Here is an 18,001-nt window from a genome sequence, read left to right as displayed (position 1 = left end):
GCGGTGAGCCCCAGACCAGCCGTCCGTCCCGGAGGACGCAGCGCCCGAGTCCAGCAGTCCGTGCACACCGCCGTGCGCGAACTGCAGGCGGAGGGCGGCGACCTCACCGTCCCCCGGATCGCCGCGCGCGCCGGCGTCACCCCGTCGACCGTCTACCGCCGATGGGGAGACCTCCAGGAACTCCTCGCGGACGTCGCGGTGGAACGGCTGCGCCCCGAGGCGCCTCCGGGCGACTTCGGGAACCTGCGCGAGGACCTGGAGCGCTGGGCCGCGGACTTCCTGGAGGAGATGTCCTCGCCGCCGGGCCGCTCCTACATCCGCGACGCCCTCGCCGGTGACCCCGACGGCGGCAACGCGGGCCAGTGCTCCGCCTACGCCGTCGAACAGGTCGAGACGATCCTGCGCCGCGCGGCCGAGCGCGGCGAACACGTCCCCGGCACCGACACGGTGATGGACCACGTGGTGGCCCCGATGATGTACCGCATCCTCTTCCGCCCCGGCCTGCTCGACGCCCAGTACGCCCGCGACCTCGTCGCCACCGTGTTCTACCGCCTGATGCCGCTGCCCTGACCCGGCGGACGTCCTGAGGACTTCCTTCCCGCCCGTGAGGGCCGTTGGTCCTGAGTGACGCCCGGCCGCCAGGGCAACCGTTCCTTACGCCGGTCGCCGGACCCGTCTGGCGGAGCCCCGCCGAGTAGTCATGCTGAAGGCGGGTACCGGAGCGACCGATTGACTCGAAAGTGAACGGAAGGTAGCACCGTGGGCGTCATCGCCTGGATTCTGGTCGGCTTGATCGCGGGAGCGATCGCCAAGGCACTGACCCCGGGGAAGGACCCGGGAGGGCTGATCGTCACCATGCTGCTCGGCATCGTGGGCGGACTCCTGGGCGGCTGGCTCGGCAAGCTGATCTTCGGCGTGGAGTCGATCAACGGCTTCTTCCACCTGTCGACCTGGATCGCGGCCGTCATCGGATCGGTGGTCGTCCTGTTCCTGTACCGGATGGTGACCGGCCGGTCCGCCCGCTGAGCCGGCCGCGCCGCAAGAGCGCGACAGCAGACGCCGAGCACGCATACGTAGAGCACACAGACGCAGAGCACTCAGACGGAGAGGAAGGGCAACGTCATGGCTGAGAACACCCTGAACGGCCGCCGCGTACTGGCGATCGTCACCAACTACGGAGTCGAACAGGACGAGCTGGTGGTGCCGGTGCAGCACCTGCGTGAGCGGGGCGCCCACGTCGACGTGGCCGCCGTCTCCAGGGACGAGATCCGCACCCTCGTCGGCGACAAGGACCCCGGCAAGACCGTCGACCCGGACCTCACCCTGGCCGACGCCGACGCTTCCTCGTACGACCTGCTGCTCGTCCCGGGCGGCACGGTCAACGCCGACACCCTGCGCCTGGAGGAGAGCGCCGTCGCGATGGTCCGCTCCTTCGCGGAGTCCGGCCGCAGGGTGGCCGCGATCTGCCACGGCCCGTGGCTCCTGGTCGAGGCCGGTGTCCTGGACGGCAAGACCCTGACGTCCTACGCCTCGGTCGCCACCGACATCCGCAACGCCAAGGGCACCTGGGTCGACAAGTCCGTCATGCGCTGCGGCGCGCAGGGCTGGGAGCTCATCACCTCCCGCACCCCGGACGATCTCGACGACTTCCTCCGCGAGATCGACTCCGTGCTCGACGCGGCCGCCTAACGCGCGAACGCGGAGAACGCCGACGGCCGGGAGGGCGGACCTCCCGGCCGTCGGCGTGCGTGCGTCAGTACTGCCGACGCCGCAGCCGGTACGCGGTGTACCCGCCCGCCGCGAGGACCAGCGCGATCCCCGCGCCCAGACAGACGGTGTCGACGCCGTACGAACCTCCGGCCCCCGCGCGCACACCCCGCTCGGGAGCCGTCACCCCGGCGACGGTGATCGAGTACGTGGAGGTGGCGCCGCCGGGACAGGAGACGCTCACCGCGTGGGTGCCGGCGCGCGCGTCGGCGCGGATGGTGCCCGTGCCCGTGTAGACACCGGCCGAGCCGGTCGACAGGTGGACGTTCTGCGTGAAGACGTTCGAACGGGCGGTGGCCGACGGGGCGGTGCAGCCGCCGCTGACGGAGACGACCACCGACTGCCCGGGCCTGCCGGGGCTCGGGGTGATCGACAGCGACGGCTCGGTCCGGGCCTCGGTGTGGTCCTCCGTCTCGGCCTCGACCTGCGCCGGCGGCTCCACCGGGGGTTCGACGTCAGCCGCCGCCCGCGGCGACATCAAGGCGAACGCCGCGACGGTGCAGACGGCTGCGGTGGCGGTGGGACGACGGACGCGCATGGGAGACAGACCTCGATCCTTCGCGCGGCCGGGAGCATGCCGTCCCTGCGGAGTCCGCGCTGTTCCCCATGCAAGGCGCCACCGGCGCCGTCGGCGCGCCGGGCACGGCCACGCGGAGTAGCCGCCGACCGCGGTGCGCCGGGCCGCCTACCGGACGGCCCAGACGAGCACCCCGCCCAGGACGAACAGCAGCCCGATGCAGACGTTGATCCGGCGGTAGGCCACGAGCACGGCGGCGAACTCACGGATCGTCGCGTTGGGCCAGAAGTACGAGGCCGTGGGCGCGCCCACCACCTGGGCCCTGACCCCGGTCCGGCGCGCGGTGAGCGCGGCACGGAAGGCGTGGTAGTTGTTCGTGACGACGACGCACCGGTAGTCGGGCTTCGCCTTCTCCATGATGGCCGCGCTGAACCGGAGGTTCTCCTCCGTCGTCGTCGACCGGTCCTCACGCTCGATCAGCTCGGCCGGGAAGCCGTGGTCGGTCAAGTAGTCGGCCATGGCGTGCGATTCCGGCAGGTCCTCGTCCGGCCCCTGACCGCCCGAGGTGATGAGCACCGGAGGACGCCCGCGCGCGGCGAGCCGGGCGTGCACCTCCTGCGCCCGCCTGAGCCGGCTGGCCAGCAGCGGCGGCACCGTCGAACCACCGACGAGGCCCGAGCCGAGGACGACCACGAAGTCGGCTTTGCGGCGGACCTGCAACCGGCCGTAGAGGAACGCGTAACAGACGAAGCTCAGGAAGAGGAACGAGACGTAGCCCGACAGTCCGAGAGCGGCCGCGCCCACCCCGAGCAGCACCGGTGTGCGCACGACGGCGGCCGTGATCACCAGGGCGATGACGCCGAGAATGCTCAGGGCGGCCAGCAGCGAGAGCAGATTGGCCGGGCTCCTGCCCTCCTTGCGCAGCATCCGCACGCCGTTGACGAAGAGCAGGTACGTGAGAACGAGAATCCCCAGCGCGCCCACCGCGAGCAGCGAGAAGGCGATGACCAGGCCGGACGTCGAACCGGACCGGAGTAGGCGGGACACCCAGGCGACCAGGCCGCAGAGCACGGCCAGCCCGAGGATCACCGCGTTGCCGAACCTTCGGCGCTCACGCAGCATGCGCCAGCAGAAGACGAGGAAGAGCAGGGCCGCGGGGATATAGACGAACATCCGCACAGCGTATGGGGGCGTGAAGTCACGCCCGCACGGCGCCCCTTGCCACCGGTCCCGGCGGCAAGGGGCGCTGTCGCCGGATCAGTACCGGCTGGAGTGCGCGGACCGCTGCGGCGGAACCCGGAAGGGGCGATGCGGCCGCGTGTGGCCGGCCAGGGCGTCGGCCCTGCGGTCCTGCGGGCGCGGGACGAGCAGCTCATGGAAGAGCTCGTGCCCGGCGAGCATGGCGCGGCGCAGGGATTCGGTGTCGATCTCGCCGGCTGCGGCGCGCAGCGCGGCCTCGTGCAGCTCCCGGCCGCCCTGCGCGTGCCGCGGACAGTGCAGGGAGAGGGCCTCGGCCTGGCGTTCGCGCGACTCGGCGGGGAAACCGCGCTCGGCGGCCAGCCGGTTGAGGAGGGCGTTGGCCTGGGCGACCGTCTGCCCAGGGGCCTCGACGAACCGCGCCTGGAGCAGGGCCCACTCGGCGCTGTACCGCTCCCGGGCCACGCTTGTCAGGCCTTTGACCCTCAGGCCGCCGAAGCGCCGCAGCCGCTCGCTCAGCTCTCGCTCGGCTGCCTCTGTATCCCCTTGGTGCCGGGCCACCGCGCGGTCGAACTCGGGACCGAAGCGGCGCCGGAGGTCGTCGGTGGTCGTCTGGTTCAGCGGGCGGGCGAGCAGCAGGGCGGTGACGATCGCCACCGCGGCGCCCAGGACGGCCAGCATGCTTGCGGACATGTGCCTGCCTTCCGCAGAGGATTCCTCACGCGAGGCTTTCGCTACAGCGAGTTACCATTTAGGGGATGACATAAACGCATGGCGTGACATCCGCGGCGGCGATTCACCTTTCCAGGCCTGAGAAGCCCTCGTCGCGCCGCATCGCGCCCTGTCCTCCCGCCCTGTCCTTCTGTCAGGCGCCCGCCGGGCCGCGCCGGGTGAACCGGTGCCACCAGTGCCGTCGGCGAGGGTGCACGGCCCGGCCGAGCCGGCGCCCCAGCAGGAGGTAACCGAGCAGCGCGCCCGTCGTGTTGAGGATGACGTCGTCGATGTCGAACGTCCGGCCGGTCACGAAGGCCCCCTGGACCAGCTCGACCAGGACCATGGTCACCGCTGTGGCCACCGCCACCCGCACCAGACCGCGCGTCCGCGGCAGCAGCACCGGCAGCAGCATTCCGAACGGCACGCCCAACAGGATGTTGCCGCCGATCTGCTTGACCGTGTCGCGGAAGGCGGGCTGGCCGAGGTACTCGCGTATGGAGTCACCCGGCCGGAAGTTGCTGTGCGTCAGCGCCTCGGAAGCCGCCGACGGCTGCAACGTCAACCGGGCGAGGACGACGGCGAAGGCGACCATCGTGGCGAAGGCGACCAGCATCGTCACCGCCCGCACGAGCGGGGACAGTGTCGTACGGCGCGGGTGGGCGGTGACGTCCCCCTCATCCGGTTTCGCGTAGCGGTCCGTTCGTGCCATCAGTGCCTCCTGGAAGGGTCTTGGGGCGAAGCGGGCGATGTGGGCTATATGTGCAATACAGGCGATGTAGGCGGGGTGACGCGGTGAGCGACGCCCGCGGGCGACGGGTTCCTCACACCGCGCGTCCCAAGCGCGGCAGAGGCCTCACCGCCTTCCCGGAGGGGTGTTTCTCGGAGGGTGCGACAATCTGCTGACGGACCACGGCCGTGACCTTGACCGGTGCGGGGGTCTCGTCATCCGATGTATTGACTGCGAGGGGCCCGGGGCGCTGCCCTGCCCGGCGCCCGGTGGTGGGGAGGAACCGACGGTGATGGAGTGGCGGTACATAGCCAAGGGCGCGAGAGCGGTCCCCGAACCCATGGCCACCCCCCTGATCTGGACGGCGGCTTCCTGGGGCTCCTTGGTGCTGGTGGCCACGTTCGACCTGCTCGGCGCCCTCGACCGCACCAGCCTCGCCCTGACCGCGCTGTCCCTGCTGGCAGCGGTCCTCGGCATGCTGGGCCGGTTCGTCGCGGCACCGGGGACGGCGCTGCTGTGCTGGGCGCTGCTCAACTTCTTCGCCACCCACCCCACCGGTGAGATCTCCTGGGCGGGCCACCGCGACCCCGCCTGGATGGCGTGCCTGCTGGTGGCGGCCCTCATGGGCACCGCGACGGCCCGGCTGCTGTACGCGCGCGCCGCGTACCGGCGCGTCACTCCGTACGACGGCGCCGCCTGACGCGGCCTACGTCACTGCACGGCGCCGCCTGACGGCTTGCGTCACGCCACGGCGGCCCGCGCGCGAGCCAGTTCCACGGTGAACTGCGCTCCGGCCAGCAGCGCCAGGTTGGACACCCAGAGCCACACCAGGAAGACGACGACGCCCGCGAGGGAGCCGTAGAGCTTGCCGTAGGAGCCGACGCCCGAGGCGTACCAGGTGAACAGGCCCGAGGAGAGCAGCCAGAGCGGTGCGGCCAGCAGGCCGCCCGGCATGATCTGCCGCCAACCGCGGGCCTCGGGCGGCGCGTTGCGGAAGAGCACCAGGACGAGCAGCGCCACCAGACAGACCAGGGCGGGCCACTTGAGGACGCTCCAGGCGGTCTGTCCCGCGTCGTCGAAACCGACGCGCCGCCCGAGCCCCTCCGCGAACGGACCGCTCAGCACCAGGAGCAACGCACTGGCGACGAGCAGCGCGAGGAGCGTCACCGCGGTCATGAGCACGCGGTGCGCCTTGCGCAGGGCCGGCCGGCAGTCCGGCACGCCGTGCATCGCGTGCAGCGCCCGGCGGAACACCGCCGCGTAGCTGGACGCGGACCACACCGCGCTGACCCCACCGGCGATCACCACCGTGAGGGCCGCGGAACGGGCCTCGGCCATCTCGCTGAGCGCCTGATGCAGGGAGCGGCCCGCCTCCGCAGGGGCCCAGTCCGTGACCTCGGCGATGAGGTCCTCGGTCGTACCGGGACTGACCAGGCTGATGAGGCTGACCGTGACGAGGAGGGCGGGGAGCAGGGCGAGGATCGCGTAGTACGTCAACGCCGCGGCCCAGTCCGAGATGTCGTCGTTCCACATCGAGATGGGGGTACGGCGCAAGGCGGTCCGTCTGCGCGCCCATGCCGACCGGGCCCCGGCGGACGCGGCCACGGGAGCGGAGGCCGCCCCATGCCCGTGGGGGAGCCCGGCGCACGCTCCCTGTGTGGGCGGCGGTGGACTGTCCATGGGGCTGCTCCTTCTCGCATGTGCGGCGCGGGCGCCGCGTCGGTCGTCGGGGCCGCTTTCCGCGCCAGGTACCGCCTTTCCCGCGGGGGCGCCGATCAGTCCCGCTGCTCGGCCTCGTTGCGGTTGAGTCCGTGCGCCAGTTCTTGCAGCACTTCGTGCTGTGTCTTTCCGGTCATCTCGGCGATCTGGAAGAGCAGTGCGGCACACAACGCCGTCGCGCTGTCGGCGACTTGGTCGAGATTTCCGTCGGCGGCGCGTTTCTCCGCGACGTATTCCTCCATTACCTGTTCGCCGGAAATGTACGCCGTCATGGCTTCAATGCCGGCGCGCACGCGGTCGTAATCATTCATCGTCATGTCCGTAGACTTTCATGTCACCTCACCCGCACACCAAAGCGGCGGCCGTCCCTGCGGTGCCCCTGGGCTTACCCTTCTGATTGTTCTGCTGCTGGCCCTGCCTCTCTTGGGAAGTCGGCAGGAATCTTGGGCATGACCGCGGTCGGGGTCCGGACGAATGTCGTCCGGACCCCGACCGCGTATCGTCCCCGCCTCCGGCTCCGCCCTCCGGGTGATCAGGGCGGTCAGGCGGCGTCCCTGTCCCGCATCCGCGGCCCGAAGCCCTTGGACGCGGATGCCCCTGCTGCTAGCGGTGCCGGTGTCGGCGCCATGGCCGATGAAACGTCACTTCTGCCGCCAGGGATCAGACGCAGGTGATGCCGACGGGCGTGCCGGGCGTGACGGACGGAAGAATCCCGCCCTTTGGCGTTGTACAGTCCGTCTTCCAGACGCACCACCACACACAGCAGAACCGCCAGCCCCGGCAGGAGCAGGACGGCGACCGCGATCATGCCGCTCCCCTTTCCGTTGCGGATGGGGTGCGGGTGCCCGTCAAACCGGCGGGCAAGGGCGTTCTGGCGTGAAGATTCCGCAACAAACCGGTACTTGCTCCCGCGCGGCTACTCCTGGCGACGCGCGAGGCCCAGTTGATGCAGATCCTCCAGCGCGTCGAGAAGCACAGTGCGCCGGTGCCAGTCGATCCACCTGCCGATGGCACGGCTGGTGCGGTGCAGGGCCTGGAGCTGGGGCCGGGCGAAACCGTCCAGGGGGTGCGGGTGGTGGGAGGAGATGACGCCGCGCACGGTTTTGGCGTCGTCCACGAGGGGGACGCTGTGCACGCCGCGGCAGCCGGCCGAGAGGATCACGCGTCGTGAGACCTCGTCGAAACCGGGCGACGAGGCCACTTCCCTGACGGTGACCTGGTTGCCGCCGACGGCCGCCCGCGAGCAGGCGGTCTGCCCGTCGACGAACGCGAAGTGGTCGGTGAACTGCCGGGGCAGACCGGTGTGCTTCTCCATGCGCAGGGTGCCGTCCTCGACGAGCTGGACGTTGCCCATGTGCGTCCTGGTGATCTCCAGGACGCGGCGCAGGGCGGCGCCGAGCACCTCGCCCTGGTTCCGCGCGTCGAGCGTTCCGGCGCCGAGGCCGGTCAGGGGCGGAGCCGGCTCCTGCGGCCGTTCGCCGAACCACAGGGAGGCACCCTGGTCCGGTCCCGGCAGACGGGCGACGGCGACCGCCACCTGGTGGAGTTTGATGTTGGCCCGCTGGGAGGCCTGGCGCATCAGGGCGAACGCCGCGTCCGCGTCCGGCAGGCCGTACCGCTCGACCAGCACCCCTTCGGCCAGCGCGATCTTGGGGCGGGCGCGAAGCTGCACCTCCAGCTCGAACACCTGCTCCTGGAGCTGTTGCGCCCGGGCCGCGAGCCGTTCTGCCGCCCGCTCTGCCGCCTCATGCCCCGAGGAGGGCTGCTCGTCCTGAGGGTGGGGCACAAGTTGGTGATCCGCCATGCTTTCTTTCTCCCGCGGGCGTGCCAGGAGCTGTCTCGTCGTGGTTCGACGAGCAGTGGTCGCCTGCGACGACCCCCATTCCTCGCCCCGCGGACCCCCTGGTGAGGCCCGCTCCCCGGCACCGAGGGTGACAGTAGCCCGCCGGGTCCGGAACCGTCATGGCACCCCCGAAGGTCGGCCGAGAAGGCGTACGTCCCACACGGCCCGGCACTGTGCCGCACGGCACAACACGATTCGGCTCAGACGGCGCTGTGCAGCGCTGTCCGGCGCGCAAGCATGGACGGCGCGCGCCGGGGAACTAGCCGGGTGAGCCGCCCCCCCGGCACCGCCGCACGGTGCCGGACCACCCTCCCCGAAGGAGTCACCGTGCTCGCTGTCGGCGCAGCCGTCGTGTTCGCAACGGCCTGGATTCTGCACCTCACCGAGACTTCCACCAACCTCTTCTTCGGCACCACCAGTCTGATGCTGCTGGGCCTGACGCTGACGGCCACGCATCTGGCGGGATTCGGCGCCGGCTGGACCCCGCAGCGCCGCCGGCGCCGCTGAGCCCCCGGCGCCGGTACCCCCGCGACGCCCGAAGCGACCCCGGTCCGCTGCCGCTCACCCCGCACCGCCTCGCCCCGGCCAGAGGCGGGAACTCCGCCGCCCCGGCGCACGACTTCTGAGACGTCAACCGCTGGAGAACAGAGGGGCGTTGGTGGGACATGGGCATAGATGGTGGCAAGCGGGCGCCGAGCCGTCGCGGTCTGCTGCGCGGCACGGCCGCGGGCGCGGCGGGCGCGGCCGTCGGGATGGGCGGGCCGGCACGGGCAGCGTCAGGGAGCGGGCAGGTGCGAGCCGCTTCAGGGCGGGGCCAGGTGCGGGTGGCGATTCTGCTCTACGACGGCTTCACCGCGCTGGACGCGGTGGGGCCCCACGAGATGTTGTGCCGGGTACCGGACACGCGCGTCACGATGGTCGCCCGGGAGGCCGGTCCGGTGCGTACGGACACCGGTGAGCTGAGCCTGGTCGCGGAGCGCGCGATGCGGGACGTGCACCGGGCCGATGTGCTGCTGGTGCCGGGCGGCGGGCAGCGGGGCACCGAGGCGATGATGCGCGACGCCGACGCGCACGCGTGGATTCGCCGCATCCACCGCCGGTCGGTGTGGACGACCTCCGTGTGCACCGGCTCGCTGATCCTCGGCGCGGCGGGACTGCTGCGCGGCCTGCCCGCGACCACGTACTGGGCCTCCCGCCCGTACCTGAAGGACGTGGGCGCGGTCTACACCCCGGGTCGCTTCGTCGAGACCGGGAAGATCATCACGGCGGCCGGTGTCTCCGCCGGGATGGACATGGGCCTGCACCTGGTGAGCCGTCTCACCGACGACAAGGTGGCGCAGGCCATGCAGCTCGCGGTCGAGTACGACCCCGACCCGCCGTACGACACCGGGAGCCCGGAGAAGGCCGACGCCACCACGCGGGCACTCGCGCTGAAGCTGCTCGCCGACGCCGCCCGCTGATACGGGCGTCCCGCCGGGGTACGGGGAAGGCGCCCCGTACCCCTTCGGCCCCGGCTACTCGAAGCGTGAGGCGTCGCCCGCGCCGTGGCGCACGACCTCGGCCTCTCCGCCGGAGAAGTCGATGACGGTGGTGGGCTCGGTGCCGCAGTCACCCGAGTCGAGGACGACGTCCACGACGTGGTCGAGCCGCTCCTTGATGTCCCAGCCCTGGGTGAGCGGCTCGTCCTCCTCGGGCAGCAGAAGGGTGCTGGACAGCAGGGGTTCGCCGAGTTCGGCGAGGAGCGCCTGGGTGACCGTGTGGTCGGGGATGCGGACCCCGACGGTCTTCTTCTTCGGGTGGAGCAGTTGGCGGGGGACTTCCTTGGTCGCCGGCAGGATGAACGTGTAGCGGCCGGGAGTGGTGGCCTTGATGGCACGGAACACGTCGTTGTCGAGATGGACGAACTGACCCAGCTGTGCGAAGTTCTGGCACACGAGGGTGAAGTGGTGGCGCTCGTCGAGGTCGCGGATCGTCCGGATGCGGTTGATGCCGTCGCGGCTGCCGAGCTGGCATCCCAGCGCGTAGCAGGAGTCCGTCGGGTACGCGATGAGCGCGCCGGAGCGGATGCTGTCGACCACGCTCGTGATGCTGCGCCGCTGGGGGTTGTCGGGGTGCACGTCGAAGTACTTCGCCATTGGCCGATTCTAGGTGATCAGAGGGCACGGGCCGCGGGCCCCCGCGTCAGGCGCCCGGCGTGCCGCTCCTCCCCTCCGGCCGTGGCCGGTGCTGGGCCCGGCCCACGGTCAGTGCCAGGGGCAGCGCGGCAGGCCGGGGAACGGGTCGGTGCTCGTGAGGACGCTGCTCGCGGGCATGTTGCCCCAGGCCTGGATGCCGGGCAGGTTCACGGCCTCGTCGCCCTGCGTGTAGTACCAGACGTTGTTGCCGCCCTTGTGCGCCTCGCCGATCGAGTAGCACACGAACCAGCTCTGGGTGGTCTTCAGGCGCCCGGTCACGGGGGCGTCGAAGGCCGGACGGCCGTACAGGTCGCCCGGGGCGTTGGCGCAGTACAGGTCACCGGTGAAGGTGTTCCCGAGCGTGTCCTTGTGGACCACGCCGGGCCGCAGGACACAGGTCACCTCGTCGGCGGCCGGCGTGGCGGTGGTGGAGGCCGCCGCCGAGGCCGGGGCGGTGGCGGGCACGGCGGCCGCCGCCGCGAGGACGAGGGCCGCGGCGACGGTACGGCCGCGTCGTATCACCTGGGAAAGGGCCATGAGTTCACTCCTGGGAGTCGATGGGCGGATCGGGGGCGGGCGGGGCAGTGGGTCAGCTGGGCAGGCAGGCCGGTACGCCCGGGAACGGGTCGGGCTCGGTCTCGATGCGGAACGCCGGCACGTACCCCCAGCCCTTCCACAGCGGCCAGTTGGTCACCTCGTCGCCCTGCGTGTAGTACCAGATGCGGTTGCCGCCCTGGTGCAGGTCACCGCTCTCCCAGCACACGAACCAGCTCGGCGACGTCTTCAGCTTGGCGATGACCGTTCCGTAGACCTCCGGGGTGGCGAAGACGTCGGCCACCGCGTTCTCGCAGTACAAGTCCTTGGTGTACGTGCGTCCGTTGATGTCGGTGTGCCGCACACCCTCACGGACGTGGCAGACCGGCCCCGCCGCGTCCTGCGCGTCCGCCGCGCCGGCCGTCCCGGGCAGGCACATCGCGGCCATCGCCGCGGCCAGCGCGGCCCCGGCGACACGGAGTCCTCCGCCGAGCCGGCCCCGCGGCCCCGACGTCCCACCGCTCGACGCTCCGGTCCTTCGCGTCACGCTCGTCATCCCCGGCATCCCCGGCATTCCCGGCATCTTGGTCACCCCCACGAACACTTGGGCAGGCCCGGAACCGGGTCCTGCGGCGTCTCCAGCATCACCGCGGGCATGTAGCCCCACCCCTGCGCCGTCGGACGCGAGACGACCTCGTCGGCCTGGGTGTAGTACCAGATGTTGTTGCCCCCGGCGTGCGGGTCACCGACCTTCCAGCAGACGAACCAACTGCGGGTCGTCACCATCCGGCCGACCACCGGGCTGTCCTTGAACGACTGGAGGCGTACGTCACCGGGCGCGTTGTCGCACAGGATGTCCGCGTCCCACGTCATCCCCGTCCAGTCCGTGTGCGCACTGCCCTCGCGCATGACGCACGCCGTGGTCGCGCCCCCGGCGTGGGCCGGGACGGCCGCCGTGCTCAGCAGGCCCGTCGCGGCGACTGCCGCCGCGAGCAGCGCACCACCGGTACTTCGCCTCATCGAAACTCCCGCCCTTCTGTGCATCCCTGAGAATCCGTGTACATCCCTGTACATCCCGGTGCATCGCTTTGATGGCCGAAGTCTGACGGGGGCCACTGACGGCGCGCTGACTGATCCGACCGGGCCGCGGCCGATGCGGTCGAGGCACCCGTGGCCCGGCTCCGGACCAGGCACGACGGGTACATAAGGTAGCCGCATGTCCGAGGATTCCCCCCTGATACGAAGCTTGCGCACGGCCGTTGCGTCGGCCCCCACCGACGTACCGCTACGGCTGCATTTGGCCGGTTTGCTGCTGGAGGCCGGGCAGGCGGACGCCGCGGTCGCGGAGGTGGCCGTCGCGCTGCAGCACGCGCCGGGCGACGGCGAGGCCCGGGCGCTGATGGCCCGCGCGATGGGCGCTTTCGTGCCCGCACCCGCCCCCGCCGCGGGCCAACCTTCCACCCATGCAGCGGACCAGCCTTCCGCGCCCGCCGTGGACCAGCCTTCCGCGCCCACCCCTCCCACGGACCACCCCGTCCCCGACCCCCGCACCGGCGCCTTCGACTGGCGGGCCGCCGCCGACCAGGTGGGTGACGTGATCCCGCCCCGCTTCGTCGAGGCACCCCTGACCACCGAGGGCAGCGGTGACCCCGGGGACGCAGCCGCCTGGGACGTGGACACCCCGGGCACGATCCGCCTGGCGGACGTCGGCGGCATGCGGGAGGTCAAGGAGCGGCTGGAGGCGGCGTTCCTCGCCCCCATGCGCAACCCCGAACTGCGCAAGCTGTACGGCAAGAGCCTGCGCGGCGGCCTCCTCCTGTACGGGCCGCCCGGCTGCGGCAAGACCTTCATCGCCCGGGCCATCGCCGGTGAACTCGGGGCGGGTTTCCTCTCCGTGTCGGTCAACGACGTCCTCGACATGTGGATCGGCAACTCCGAGCGCAACATGCACGAGATCTTCCAGACCGCCCGCCGCCAGGCACCCTGCGTCGTCTTCCTCGACGAACTCGACGCGCTGGGCGCCAAGCGCAGCCGCACCCAGCACAGCGGAATGCGCAACACCGTCAACCAGCTCCTGACCGAGCTGGACGGCATCGACTCCGCGGCCAACGACGGTGTGTTCGTGCTCGCCGCCACCAACGCCCCCTGGGACGTGGACATCGCCCTGCGCCGCCCCGGACGCCTGGACCGCACGCTGCTCGTCCTGCCGCCCGACGCGCCCGCGCGCGAGAGCATCCTCCGCTACCACCTGAAGGAACGCCCCGTCGAGAACGTCGACCTGGGCAAGCTCGTCAAGGCCACCGACGGCCTGTCCGGCGCCGACCTGGCCCACCTGTGCGAGGCCGCGGCCGAGAAAGCCCTGCTCGACTCGGCGCGCACCGGCACGGTCCGCATGATCGGCATGCGGGACCTGCTCGCCGCCGCGCGTCAGACCGTGCCCTCGACGGAGCCGTGGTTCGCCTCCGCACGGAACGTCGCCATGTACGCCAACGAGGGCGGCACGTACGACGACCTGGTCGCCTACCTGAAGAAGAAGCGGAAGCTGTGAGCACGACGAACCCCACCCTCGACCAGGCCCAGGCGCTGATCGAACTCAAGCGCTACGACCAGGCCCGGACCCTCCTGGCACGCCGCCTCGCGGAGGACCCCGGCGACGTACGCGCCTGGGTCAAGATCGGCTACTGCCACCTCAACACCGAACAGCCGAAACAGGCGTTGGCGGCGGCCGACGCGGCCCTCGAACTGGCGCCCGAGGACTACGGCGCGCTGCGGCTGCGCGCCCAGGCGATGACGCACGACAACGGCTGGCTGAAGGTCCAGCCCGTGCTGCGGGAGCTGATCCGCGTCGCGCCCGACGACTCGTTCGCGCACGCCATGCTCGCCGACGCCGTGTGGCGCGAGGCGCTGGTCCGGTACGCCCGCGAGAGCGGCCCCGGGCAGCTCACCCCCGAGGCCGCCGACCGCGTCACCCGCGAGGCCGCCGACCTGGCGATGGAGGCCCTCCGGCTCGGCCCCGAGGACGTCTACGCCCACGAGATCGCGCACCGCATCGCCGCCACGGCCGGCAACGGCACGGTCTCCGACATGCTCGACGAGGCCATCCTCCGCATCGACCCCCACCACGCCGAGGCCCTCGCCCGCCAGACGAGGAAGGCGGCGCGGGCACCGGGCGTCGGGGCCGCGCGGGCCACCGAGCTGTACGCGGACGCGCTCGCCGCGGACCCCGAATCCCCGTCCATGCGCCGGGAACTGGACCACGCCACCTACCGCCTGCTGCGCGGCACGCGCTGGCTCGCGGTGCTCTGCGTCGTCCTGGCGGGCGCCATGGTCGACGTCTTCCCCGCCGACGACCGGCCCGCCCCGGAACTGCCCATCCCCGTCGGCCAGCGCCTGTGGTTCCTGTTCATCATGGCCGTGATCTGGGCCTTCGGGGCATGGCGCCGCTACCGCAGGCTTCGCGCGGGCGTCCAGCTCCACGTCCGCTCCCTGGTACGCCGCGGCCGCTGGGCCCGCGTCGTCCTGGCCCAGGCGGGCTGGGCCATGGTGTGCGCCCTACTGATCGCCGAGATCCCGTGGACGGACCGGGCCGTGCCGCAACTCCTGTTCTGGGCCGGACTCGTGCCGACGGCGGCGACCATCTGGTTCGACAAGAAGAAGGCCCGCTAGCCGACCGGGCGGCCCGGCCCCCCTCCTCAGGACTCCGCGAGCCCCGCGAGGAGTTCGGCGGCCGGCCGGGGATGGACGAGCCAGCGCAGGTGGCCGCTCTCCAGGGTGCGGACGTCGACCTGGAAGGTGTTGAGGAGGAACGCGCGGAACTCGTCGTCGGTGAGGTCGGCGCCGAGGGCCTCCTTGAAGGCGGCGAGCGTCGCCGGGTCGGCGGTGCGGAAGTCGCTGACGGGCATCCTGGCCAAGCTCTACCTCAAGAGCATCCGGGACCACTGCCCGGACATGGTGGACCTCGTCGATGACACGCTCCTCAGGCGCGGCAACGCCTTCTGCGCCGCCCGAGGTCAGGCGCTCGCCGACCAGGCGAAGACGACGATGAAGGAACTCGGCACCACCCCGAAGCAGACCGCGCGGATCGTGGGCACCGCGCACGGCTGCTGCCGGTACTGAGATTTTCGGAAGAGTGGTGCTTTTGCAGAAAGATCACTCGATAGTGCATATGGGCCGCATGGGGGGTGCTCGGCGCTCACACTCGAAGCGCACCGTGCCGAACACCGTCGGAACCCTGCTGCGCGCCAACTGGCCGGAGCCGGGGCGGGCATCGCATGCAGGGGGACGTGCTGTGACACATCAAGACGGCCGCAAGCCGGGCCTGACCGAAGACGCGGCGGCTCTGGTGGCCGGCCTCGCCGATCTGGCGGTCTGCGGGCTGAGCAGCGCCCTCGGCGGCGTCGGCGGCTTGCTGCGCCGAGCCGACCTGGGGGATCTGCTGGCCGACGGCCAGGAGGAGGCCAAGGCGCGCGGCCGCCTGGTCCTGGCCCGGTACGCGGCCCCGCCGCCGGCCCACCTGGAGGTCCTCGCGCGTACCGTCACCGCTCGCACCCGGGCGGAGAGCGGCCGTGAGTGAACTGGACGAGCACGCCTTACTGAAGAAGCGCATCGACCAGGTCCTCGACGAGTTCGTCAGCGCTGAGGCACAGGCGCTGGCCGACATCGACGCCTCCCTGGCGCCGGTCGCCGAGCAGCTGCGGGCGGCGACGGAGCACGGCAAACGGTTCCGGGCGGTGTTCTGCTACTGGGGCTGGCTCGGGACCGGCCAGCCCGACAACGAGGCCCTGGTACGCGCCGCCGCCGCGGTCGAGCTGGTGCACGCGGCCGCCGTCGTCCATGACGACCTGATCGACCGCAGCCGTACCCGGCACGGCCGCCCCACCGCACACATCGCCCTGTGCCAGGCGCTGCCCGACCGTGCGCGGCCGAAAGCTGGCGCCCGGGCCCTGGCCATGCTGACGGGCAATCTGCTGATGGCGCTGGCCGGGCAGCTGTTCACCGGCTGCGGCCTGCCAGGGGCCTACCTGAACAGAGCCCGGCCGCTGTGGGCGGTGCTGGCCCGGGAGTTGGTGGCGGGGGAGTGTCTGGAGATCCTTGGCACCGGCGGCGAGCCGGACCCGGAGGCCTCGGTGAAAATCATCCGCTACAAGACCGCCAAGTACACCGTCGAACACCCTCTGCACATGGGCGGCCTCCTGGCCGGCGCCCCGCCGCGGCTGCTGGAGGCCTACAGCGGCTACGGCCTGCCGCTGGGCGAGGCGTTCCAGCTGCGCGATGACCTGCTGGGCCTGTTCGGTGACCCGGTACGCACCGGAAAGGACCCCGCCGACGACCTGTCCGGCAACCGGCCCACCGCCCTGATGGCCCACACCCTGCGGTCCGCCGCCCCGGGTGAACGCCGCGAACTGCGCCGTCTGCTGGGGCAGGGACAACTGAGCGAGACACAGGTGGAGCGGGTCCGGCAGATCGCTCGCCGCACCGGAGCCGTCGCCCGCGTCGAAGACATGATCACCGCCCGGTTGCGCGAAGCGCACGAGGCTCTGGCCGACGCCAATCTGCCCGCGCAAGCGCACCACGCCCTGTCCGGCCTGGCGACCTTCGCCACCGCCCGCCACCACTGACCGCCGCACCCCTGGGAGCAGCACCGATGACGTACACCCAAGCATCCATGGAGGCGCTGCGGTCGGCCGGCGACGAACTGGCCGACGCGACCGTGTCGACGTTGTTCGAGCGCGGCGAGGTCGGCACGTTCAACACCCTCATGCGGTACGTCTCCACCGTCGGCCAGGAACTGCCCGATGGCCTGCCGGCCGTGGCCCGCGAGTACCTGCACGAGACCAGCACGCCGCCGGCCTGGGTGGACTGGGGCGAGATGGAGAAGGCCCGGCTGTTCTTCATCGACAACAACGTGCACATCTCCACCGCCCTGTCCTTCGCCTCCATGCCCGCCTGCTACGTCCTGCCGCACGTCGCGAAACTCCTGTCGGCCACCCACTCGCTGAAATACCCGTCCAAGCGGATGGCCGAGACGGGCCAGTTCACCGTCTACCTCATGCAGCCCGACGCCTTCGAAGCCGGCAGCCGCTTCATCCCGGCCGCCCAGAAGGTCCGCCTGCTGCACGCCTCCATCCGCCACCACCTCGCGCGCGAGGGCCGCTGGGACATCGCCGGCCTCGGCACCCCGATCTGTCAGGAGGACATGATCGGAGGCCAGATGATGTTCTCCATCCAGGTCCTCGACGCCCTGCATCGCCTCGGCATCCACATGAGCAACGAAGGCGCCGACGCCTACTACTACGCCTGGCGGGTCGTCGGCGCCATGCTCGGCATCGACCAGGACCACGTACCCAAGGATCTGCGGACAGCCAGGGAGTTCTCCGATCTGTACATGACCCGGCACATGGGCCCGTCCGAGGAAGGCGCCCAGCTCACCCGCCAACTCATCGACCTCTACGAAGAAGTCGTCCCCGGCACCTTCTTCGACCCCGTCGTCGGCGCTCTCATCCGCTACCTCATCGGCGACACCTGCGCCGACTGGCTCCAAGTGCCCCGCACGCCGTGGGACACGGCGGTCAAGGCCGCGCCCGCCCTGCTCAACGTCCTCGAGACGATCGAGGACAGCTCCCCCTTCGGAGCCTGGGCCCTGGACCGTCTCGGCCACTTCACCACCCTCTTCGAACTCAGCGCGCTGACCCGCGGCCGCGTCATGCACTACGCCATCCCCGAACAGCTCAAGAAGGAGTTCGGCGTCAGCAGTGCCGTGCCGCCCACCAGCCGCTGGACCCCGCCCCCGGCCACCATCAGCGGATAGC

The 18,001-nt window shown here is 71.5% G+C and carries 24 protein-coding genes and 1 pseudogene; 12 read left to right on the top strand and 13 right to left on the bottom strand.

Going from position 1 to position 18,001, the window contains the following annotated elements; translation table 11 throughout:
* The first annotated feature begins 3 nt into the window (after positions 1–3).
* From J2N69_RS01360 to J2N69_RS01350, 3 genes are all read left to right on the top strand, one after another.
* A complete protein-coding gene (locus tag J2N69_RS01360; RefSeq protein WP_127911474.1) occupies positions 4–570 on the top strand; it encodes a TetR/AcrR family transcriptional regulator in 567 nt (188 codons plus the stop codon).
* A gap of 189 nt (positions 571–759) precedes the next feature.
* Positions 760–1,026 (top strand): GlsB/YeaQ/YmgE family stress response membrane protein, encoded by a 267-nt coding sequence (locus J2N69_RS01355; protein WP_127911475.1) that lies wholly within the window; start codon positions 760–762, stop codon positions 1,024–1,026.
* Positions 1,027–1,122: 96 nt separating this feature from the next.
* The gene (locus tag J2N69_RS01350) at positions 1,123–1,689 is read left to right on the top strand and encodes a type 1 glutamine amidotransferase domain-containing protein (RefSeq protein ID WP_230899036.1); all 567 of its coding nucleotides are present in this window, start codon (positions 1,123–1,125) and stop codon (positions 1,687–1,689) included.
* Positions 1,690–1,753: 64 nt separating this feature from the next.
* Here J2N69_RS01350 and J2N69_RS01345 read toward each other — a convergent pair whose 3' ends face one another.
* The 4 genes from J2N69_RS01345 to J2N69_RS01330 all read right to left on the bottom strand — a co-directional run bounded on the left by J2N69_RS01345 (position 1,754) and on the right by J2N69_RS01330 (position 4,904).
* On the bottom strand, positions 1,754–2,305 hold the full coding sequence (locus tag J2N69_RS01345; RefSeq protein WP_230899035.1) for a hypothetical protein: 552 nt from the start codon (positions 2,303–2,305) through the stop codon (positions 1,754–1,756).
* 147 nt (positions 2,306–2,452) lie between these two features.
* Positions 2,453–3,457, bottom strand: coding sequence for a YdcF family protein (locus tag J2N69_RS01340; RefSeq protein ID WP_230899034.1), 1,005 nt, complete (start codon positions 3,455–3,457; stop codon positions 2,453–2,455).
* A gap of 84 nt (positions 3,458–3,541) precedes the next feature.
* Entirely contained in the window at positions 3,542–4,174 is a 633-nt protein-coding gene (locus J2N69_RS01335) for a hypothetical protein (protein WP_230899033.1), read from the bottom strand.
* A gap of 172 nt (positions 4,175–4,346) precedes the next feature.
* Positions 4,347–4,904 carry a VanZ family protein gene (locus tag J2N69_RS01330; RefSeq protein WP_230899032.1) on the bottom strand — a complete coding sequence of 186 codons (558 nt, stop codon included), beginning with the start codon at positions 4,902–4,904 and terminating at the stop codon, positions 4,347–4,349.
* Between the two features lie 310 nt (positions 4,905–5,214).
* On the opposite strand from J2N69_RS01330, the gene J2N69_RS01325 reads away from it, so the two are divergent.
* On the top strand, positions 5,215–5,622 hold the full coding sequence (locus tag J2N69_RS01325; protein ID WP_391942213.1) for a hypothetical protein: 408 nt from the start codon (positions 5,215–5,217) through the stop codon (positions 5,620–5,622).
* 41 nt (positions 5,623–5,663) lie between these two features.
* Here J2N69_RS01325 and J2N69_RS01320 read toward each other — a convergent pair whose 3' ends face one another.
* The 4 genes from J2N69_RS01320 to J2N69_RS01305 all read right to left on the bottom strand — a co-directional run bounded on the left by J2N69_RS01320 (position 5,664) and on the right by J2N69_RS01305 (position 8,445).
* Entirely contained in the window at positions 5,664–6,455 is a 792-nt protein-coding gene (locus tag J2N69_RS01320; RefSeq protein WP_408056658.1) for a YihY/virulence factor BrkB family protein, read from the bottom strand.
* Positions 6,456–6,697: 242 nt separating this feature from the next.
* Positions 6,698–6,958: a hypothetical protein gene (locus tag J2N69_RS01315; RefSeq protein WP_230899031.1), complete on the bottom strand. Its 261-nt coding sequence runs from the start codon at positions 6,956–6,958 to the stop codon at positions 6,698–6,700.
* A gap of 224 nt (positions 6,959–7,182) precedes the next feature.
* On the bottom strand, positions 7,183–7,449 hold the full coding sequence (locus tag J2N69_RS01310) for a hypothetical protein (RefSeq protein WP_230899030.1): 267 nt from the start codon (positions 7,447–7,449) through the stop codon (positions 7,183–7,185).
* A 108-nt stretch (positions 7,450–7,557) separates the two neighbouring features.
* The gene (locus tag J2N69_RS01305) at positions 7,558–8,445 is read right to left on the bottom strand and encodes an ANTAR domain-containing protein (RefSeq protein ID WP_230899029.1); all 888 of its coding nucleotides are present in this window, start codon (positions 8,443–8,445) and stop codon (positions 7,558–7,560) included.
* A 366-nt stretch (positions 8,446–8,811) separates the two neighbouring features.
* On the opposite strand from J2N69_RS01305, the gene J2N69_RS01300 reads away from it, so the two are divergent.
* Together J2N69_RS01300 and J2N69_RS01295 are read left to right on the top strand one after the other, a co-directional pair.
* Positions 8,812–8,991 (top strand): hypothetical protein, encoded by a 180-nt coding sequence (locus J2N69_RS01300; RefSeq protein ID WP_230899028.1) that lies wholly within the window; start codon positions 8,812–8,814, stop codon positions 8,989–8,991.
* A 158-nt stretch (positions 8,992–9,149) separates the two neighbouring features.
* Positions 9,150–9,944 (top strand): DJ-1/PfpI family protein, encoded by a 795-nt coding sequence (locus J2N69_RS01295; protein WP_230899027.1) that lies wholly within the window; start codon positions 9,150–9,152, stop codon positions 9,942–9,944.
* Between the two features lie 54 nt (positions 9,945–9,998).
* Here the strand turns inward: J2N69_RS01295 and J2N69_RS01290 are convergent, their stop codons facing one another.
* The 4 genes from J2N69_RS01290 to J2N69_RS01275 form a co-directional block, all read right to left on the bottom strand.
* Positions 9,999–10,619, bottom strand: coding sequence for an L-threonylcarbamoyladenylate synthase (locus tag J2N69_RS01290; RefSeq protein ID WP_127911488.1), 621 nt, complete (start codon positions 10,617–10,619; stop codon positions 9,999–10,001).
* 108 nt (positions 10,620–10,727) lie between these two features.
* Entirely contained in the window at positions 10,728–11,195 is a 468-nt protein-coding gene (locus J2N69_RS01285; RefSeq protein WP_230899026.1) for a hypothetical protein, read from the bottom strand.
* 52 nt (positions 11,196–11,247) lie between these two features.
* Positions 11,248–11,739, bottom strand: a complete 492-nt coding sequence (locus J2N69_RS01280) for a hypothetical protein (RefSeq protein WP_230899025.1) — start codon at positions 11,737–11,739, stop codon at positions 11,248–11,250.
* 41 nt (positions 11,740–11,780) lie between these two features.
* Positions 11,781–12,212 carry a hypothetical protein gene (locus J2N69_RS01275; RefSeq protein WP_230899024.1) on the bottom strand — a complete coding sequence of 144 codons (432 nt, stop codon included), beginning with the start codon at positions 12,210–12,212 and terminating at the stop codon, positions 11,781–11,783.
* 196 nt (positions 12,213–12,408) lie between these two features.
* On the opposite strand from J2N69_RS01275, the gene J2N69_RS01270 reads away from it, so the two are divergent.
* Positions 12,409–13,740: an ATP-binding protein gene (locus J2N69_RS01270; RefSeq protein WP_230899023.1), complete on the top strand. Its 1,332-nt coding sequence runs from the start codon at positions 12,409–12,411 to the stop codon at positions 13,738–13,740.
* Entirely contained in the window at positions 13,737–14,858 is a 1,122-nt protein-coding gene (locus J2N69_RS01265) for a tetratricopeptide repeat protein (protein ID WP_230899022.1), read from the top strand. Before J2N69_RS01270 ends, J2N69_RS01265 begins: the two co-directional genes overlap by 4 nt.
* A 26-nt stretch (positions 14,859–14,884) precedes the next feature.
* On the opposite strand, the pseudogene J2N69_RS01260 reads toward J2N69_RS01265, so the two are convergent.
* Positions 14,885–15,085: pseudogene (locus J2N69_RS01260) on the bottom strand (hypothetical protein); the annotation flags it as partial.
* On the opposite strand from J2N69_RS01260, the gene J2N69_RS01255 reads away from it, so the two are divergent.
* From J2N69_RS01255 to J2N69_RS01240, 4 genes are all read left to right on the top strand, one after another.
* Positions 15,072–15,308, top strand: coding sequence for a hypothetical protein (locus J2N69_RS01255; RefSeq protein WP_230899021.1), 237 nt, complete (start codon positions 15,072–15,074; stop codon positions 15,306–15,308). The pseudogene J2N69_RS01260 and the gene J2N69_RS01255 overlap by 14 nt on opposite strands.
* Positions 15,309–15,480: 172 nt before the next feature.
* Complete coding sequence (locus J2N69_RS01250) at positions 15,481–15,765, top strand: polyprenyl synthetase (RefSeq protein WP_230899020.1); 285 nt, start codon at positions 15,481–15,483, stop codon at positions 15,763–15,765.
* On the top strand, positions 15,758–16,810 hold the full coding sequence (locus J2N69_RS01245) for a polyprenyl synthetase family protein (protein ID WP_230899019.1): 1,053 nt from the start codon (positions 15,758–15,760) through the stop codon (positions 16,808–16,810). Before J2N69_RS01250 ends, J2N69_RS01245 begins: the two co-directional genes overlap by 8 nt.
* 26 nt (positions 16,811–16,836) lie before the next feature.
* A complete protein-coding gene (locus tag J2N69_RS01240) occupies positions 16,837–18,000 on the top strand; it encodes an oxygenase MpaB family protein (RefSeq protein WP_230899018.1) in 1,164 nt (387 codons plus the stop codon).
* The last annotated feature ends 1 nt before the right edge of the window (position 18,001 follow it).

This window comes from Streptomyces huasconensis (assembly GCF_021028635.1).
GTDB lineage: Bacteria > Actinomycetota > Actinomycetes > Streptomycetales > Streptomycetaceae > Streptomyces > Streptomyces huasconensis.
Note: the sequence above shows the minus strand (reverse complement) of the source record. Positions and strands in the feature narration are given on the sequence as shown.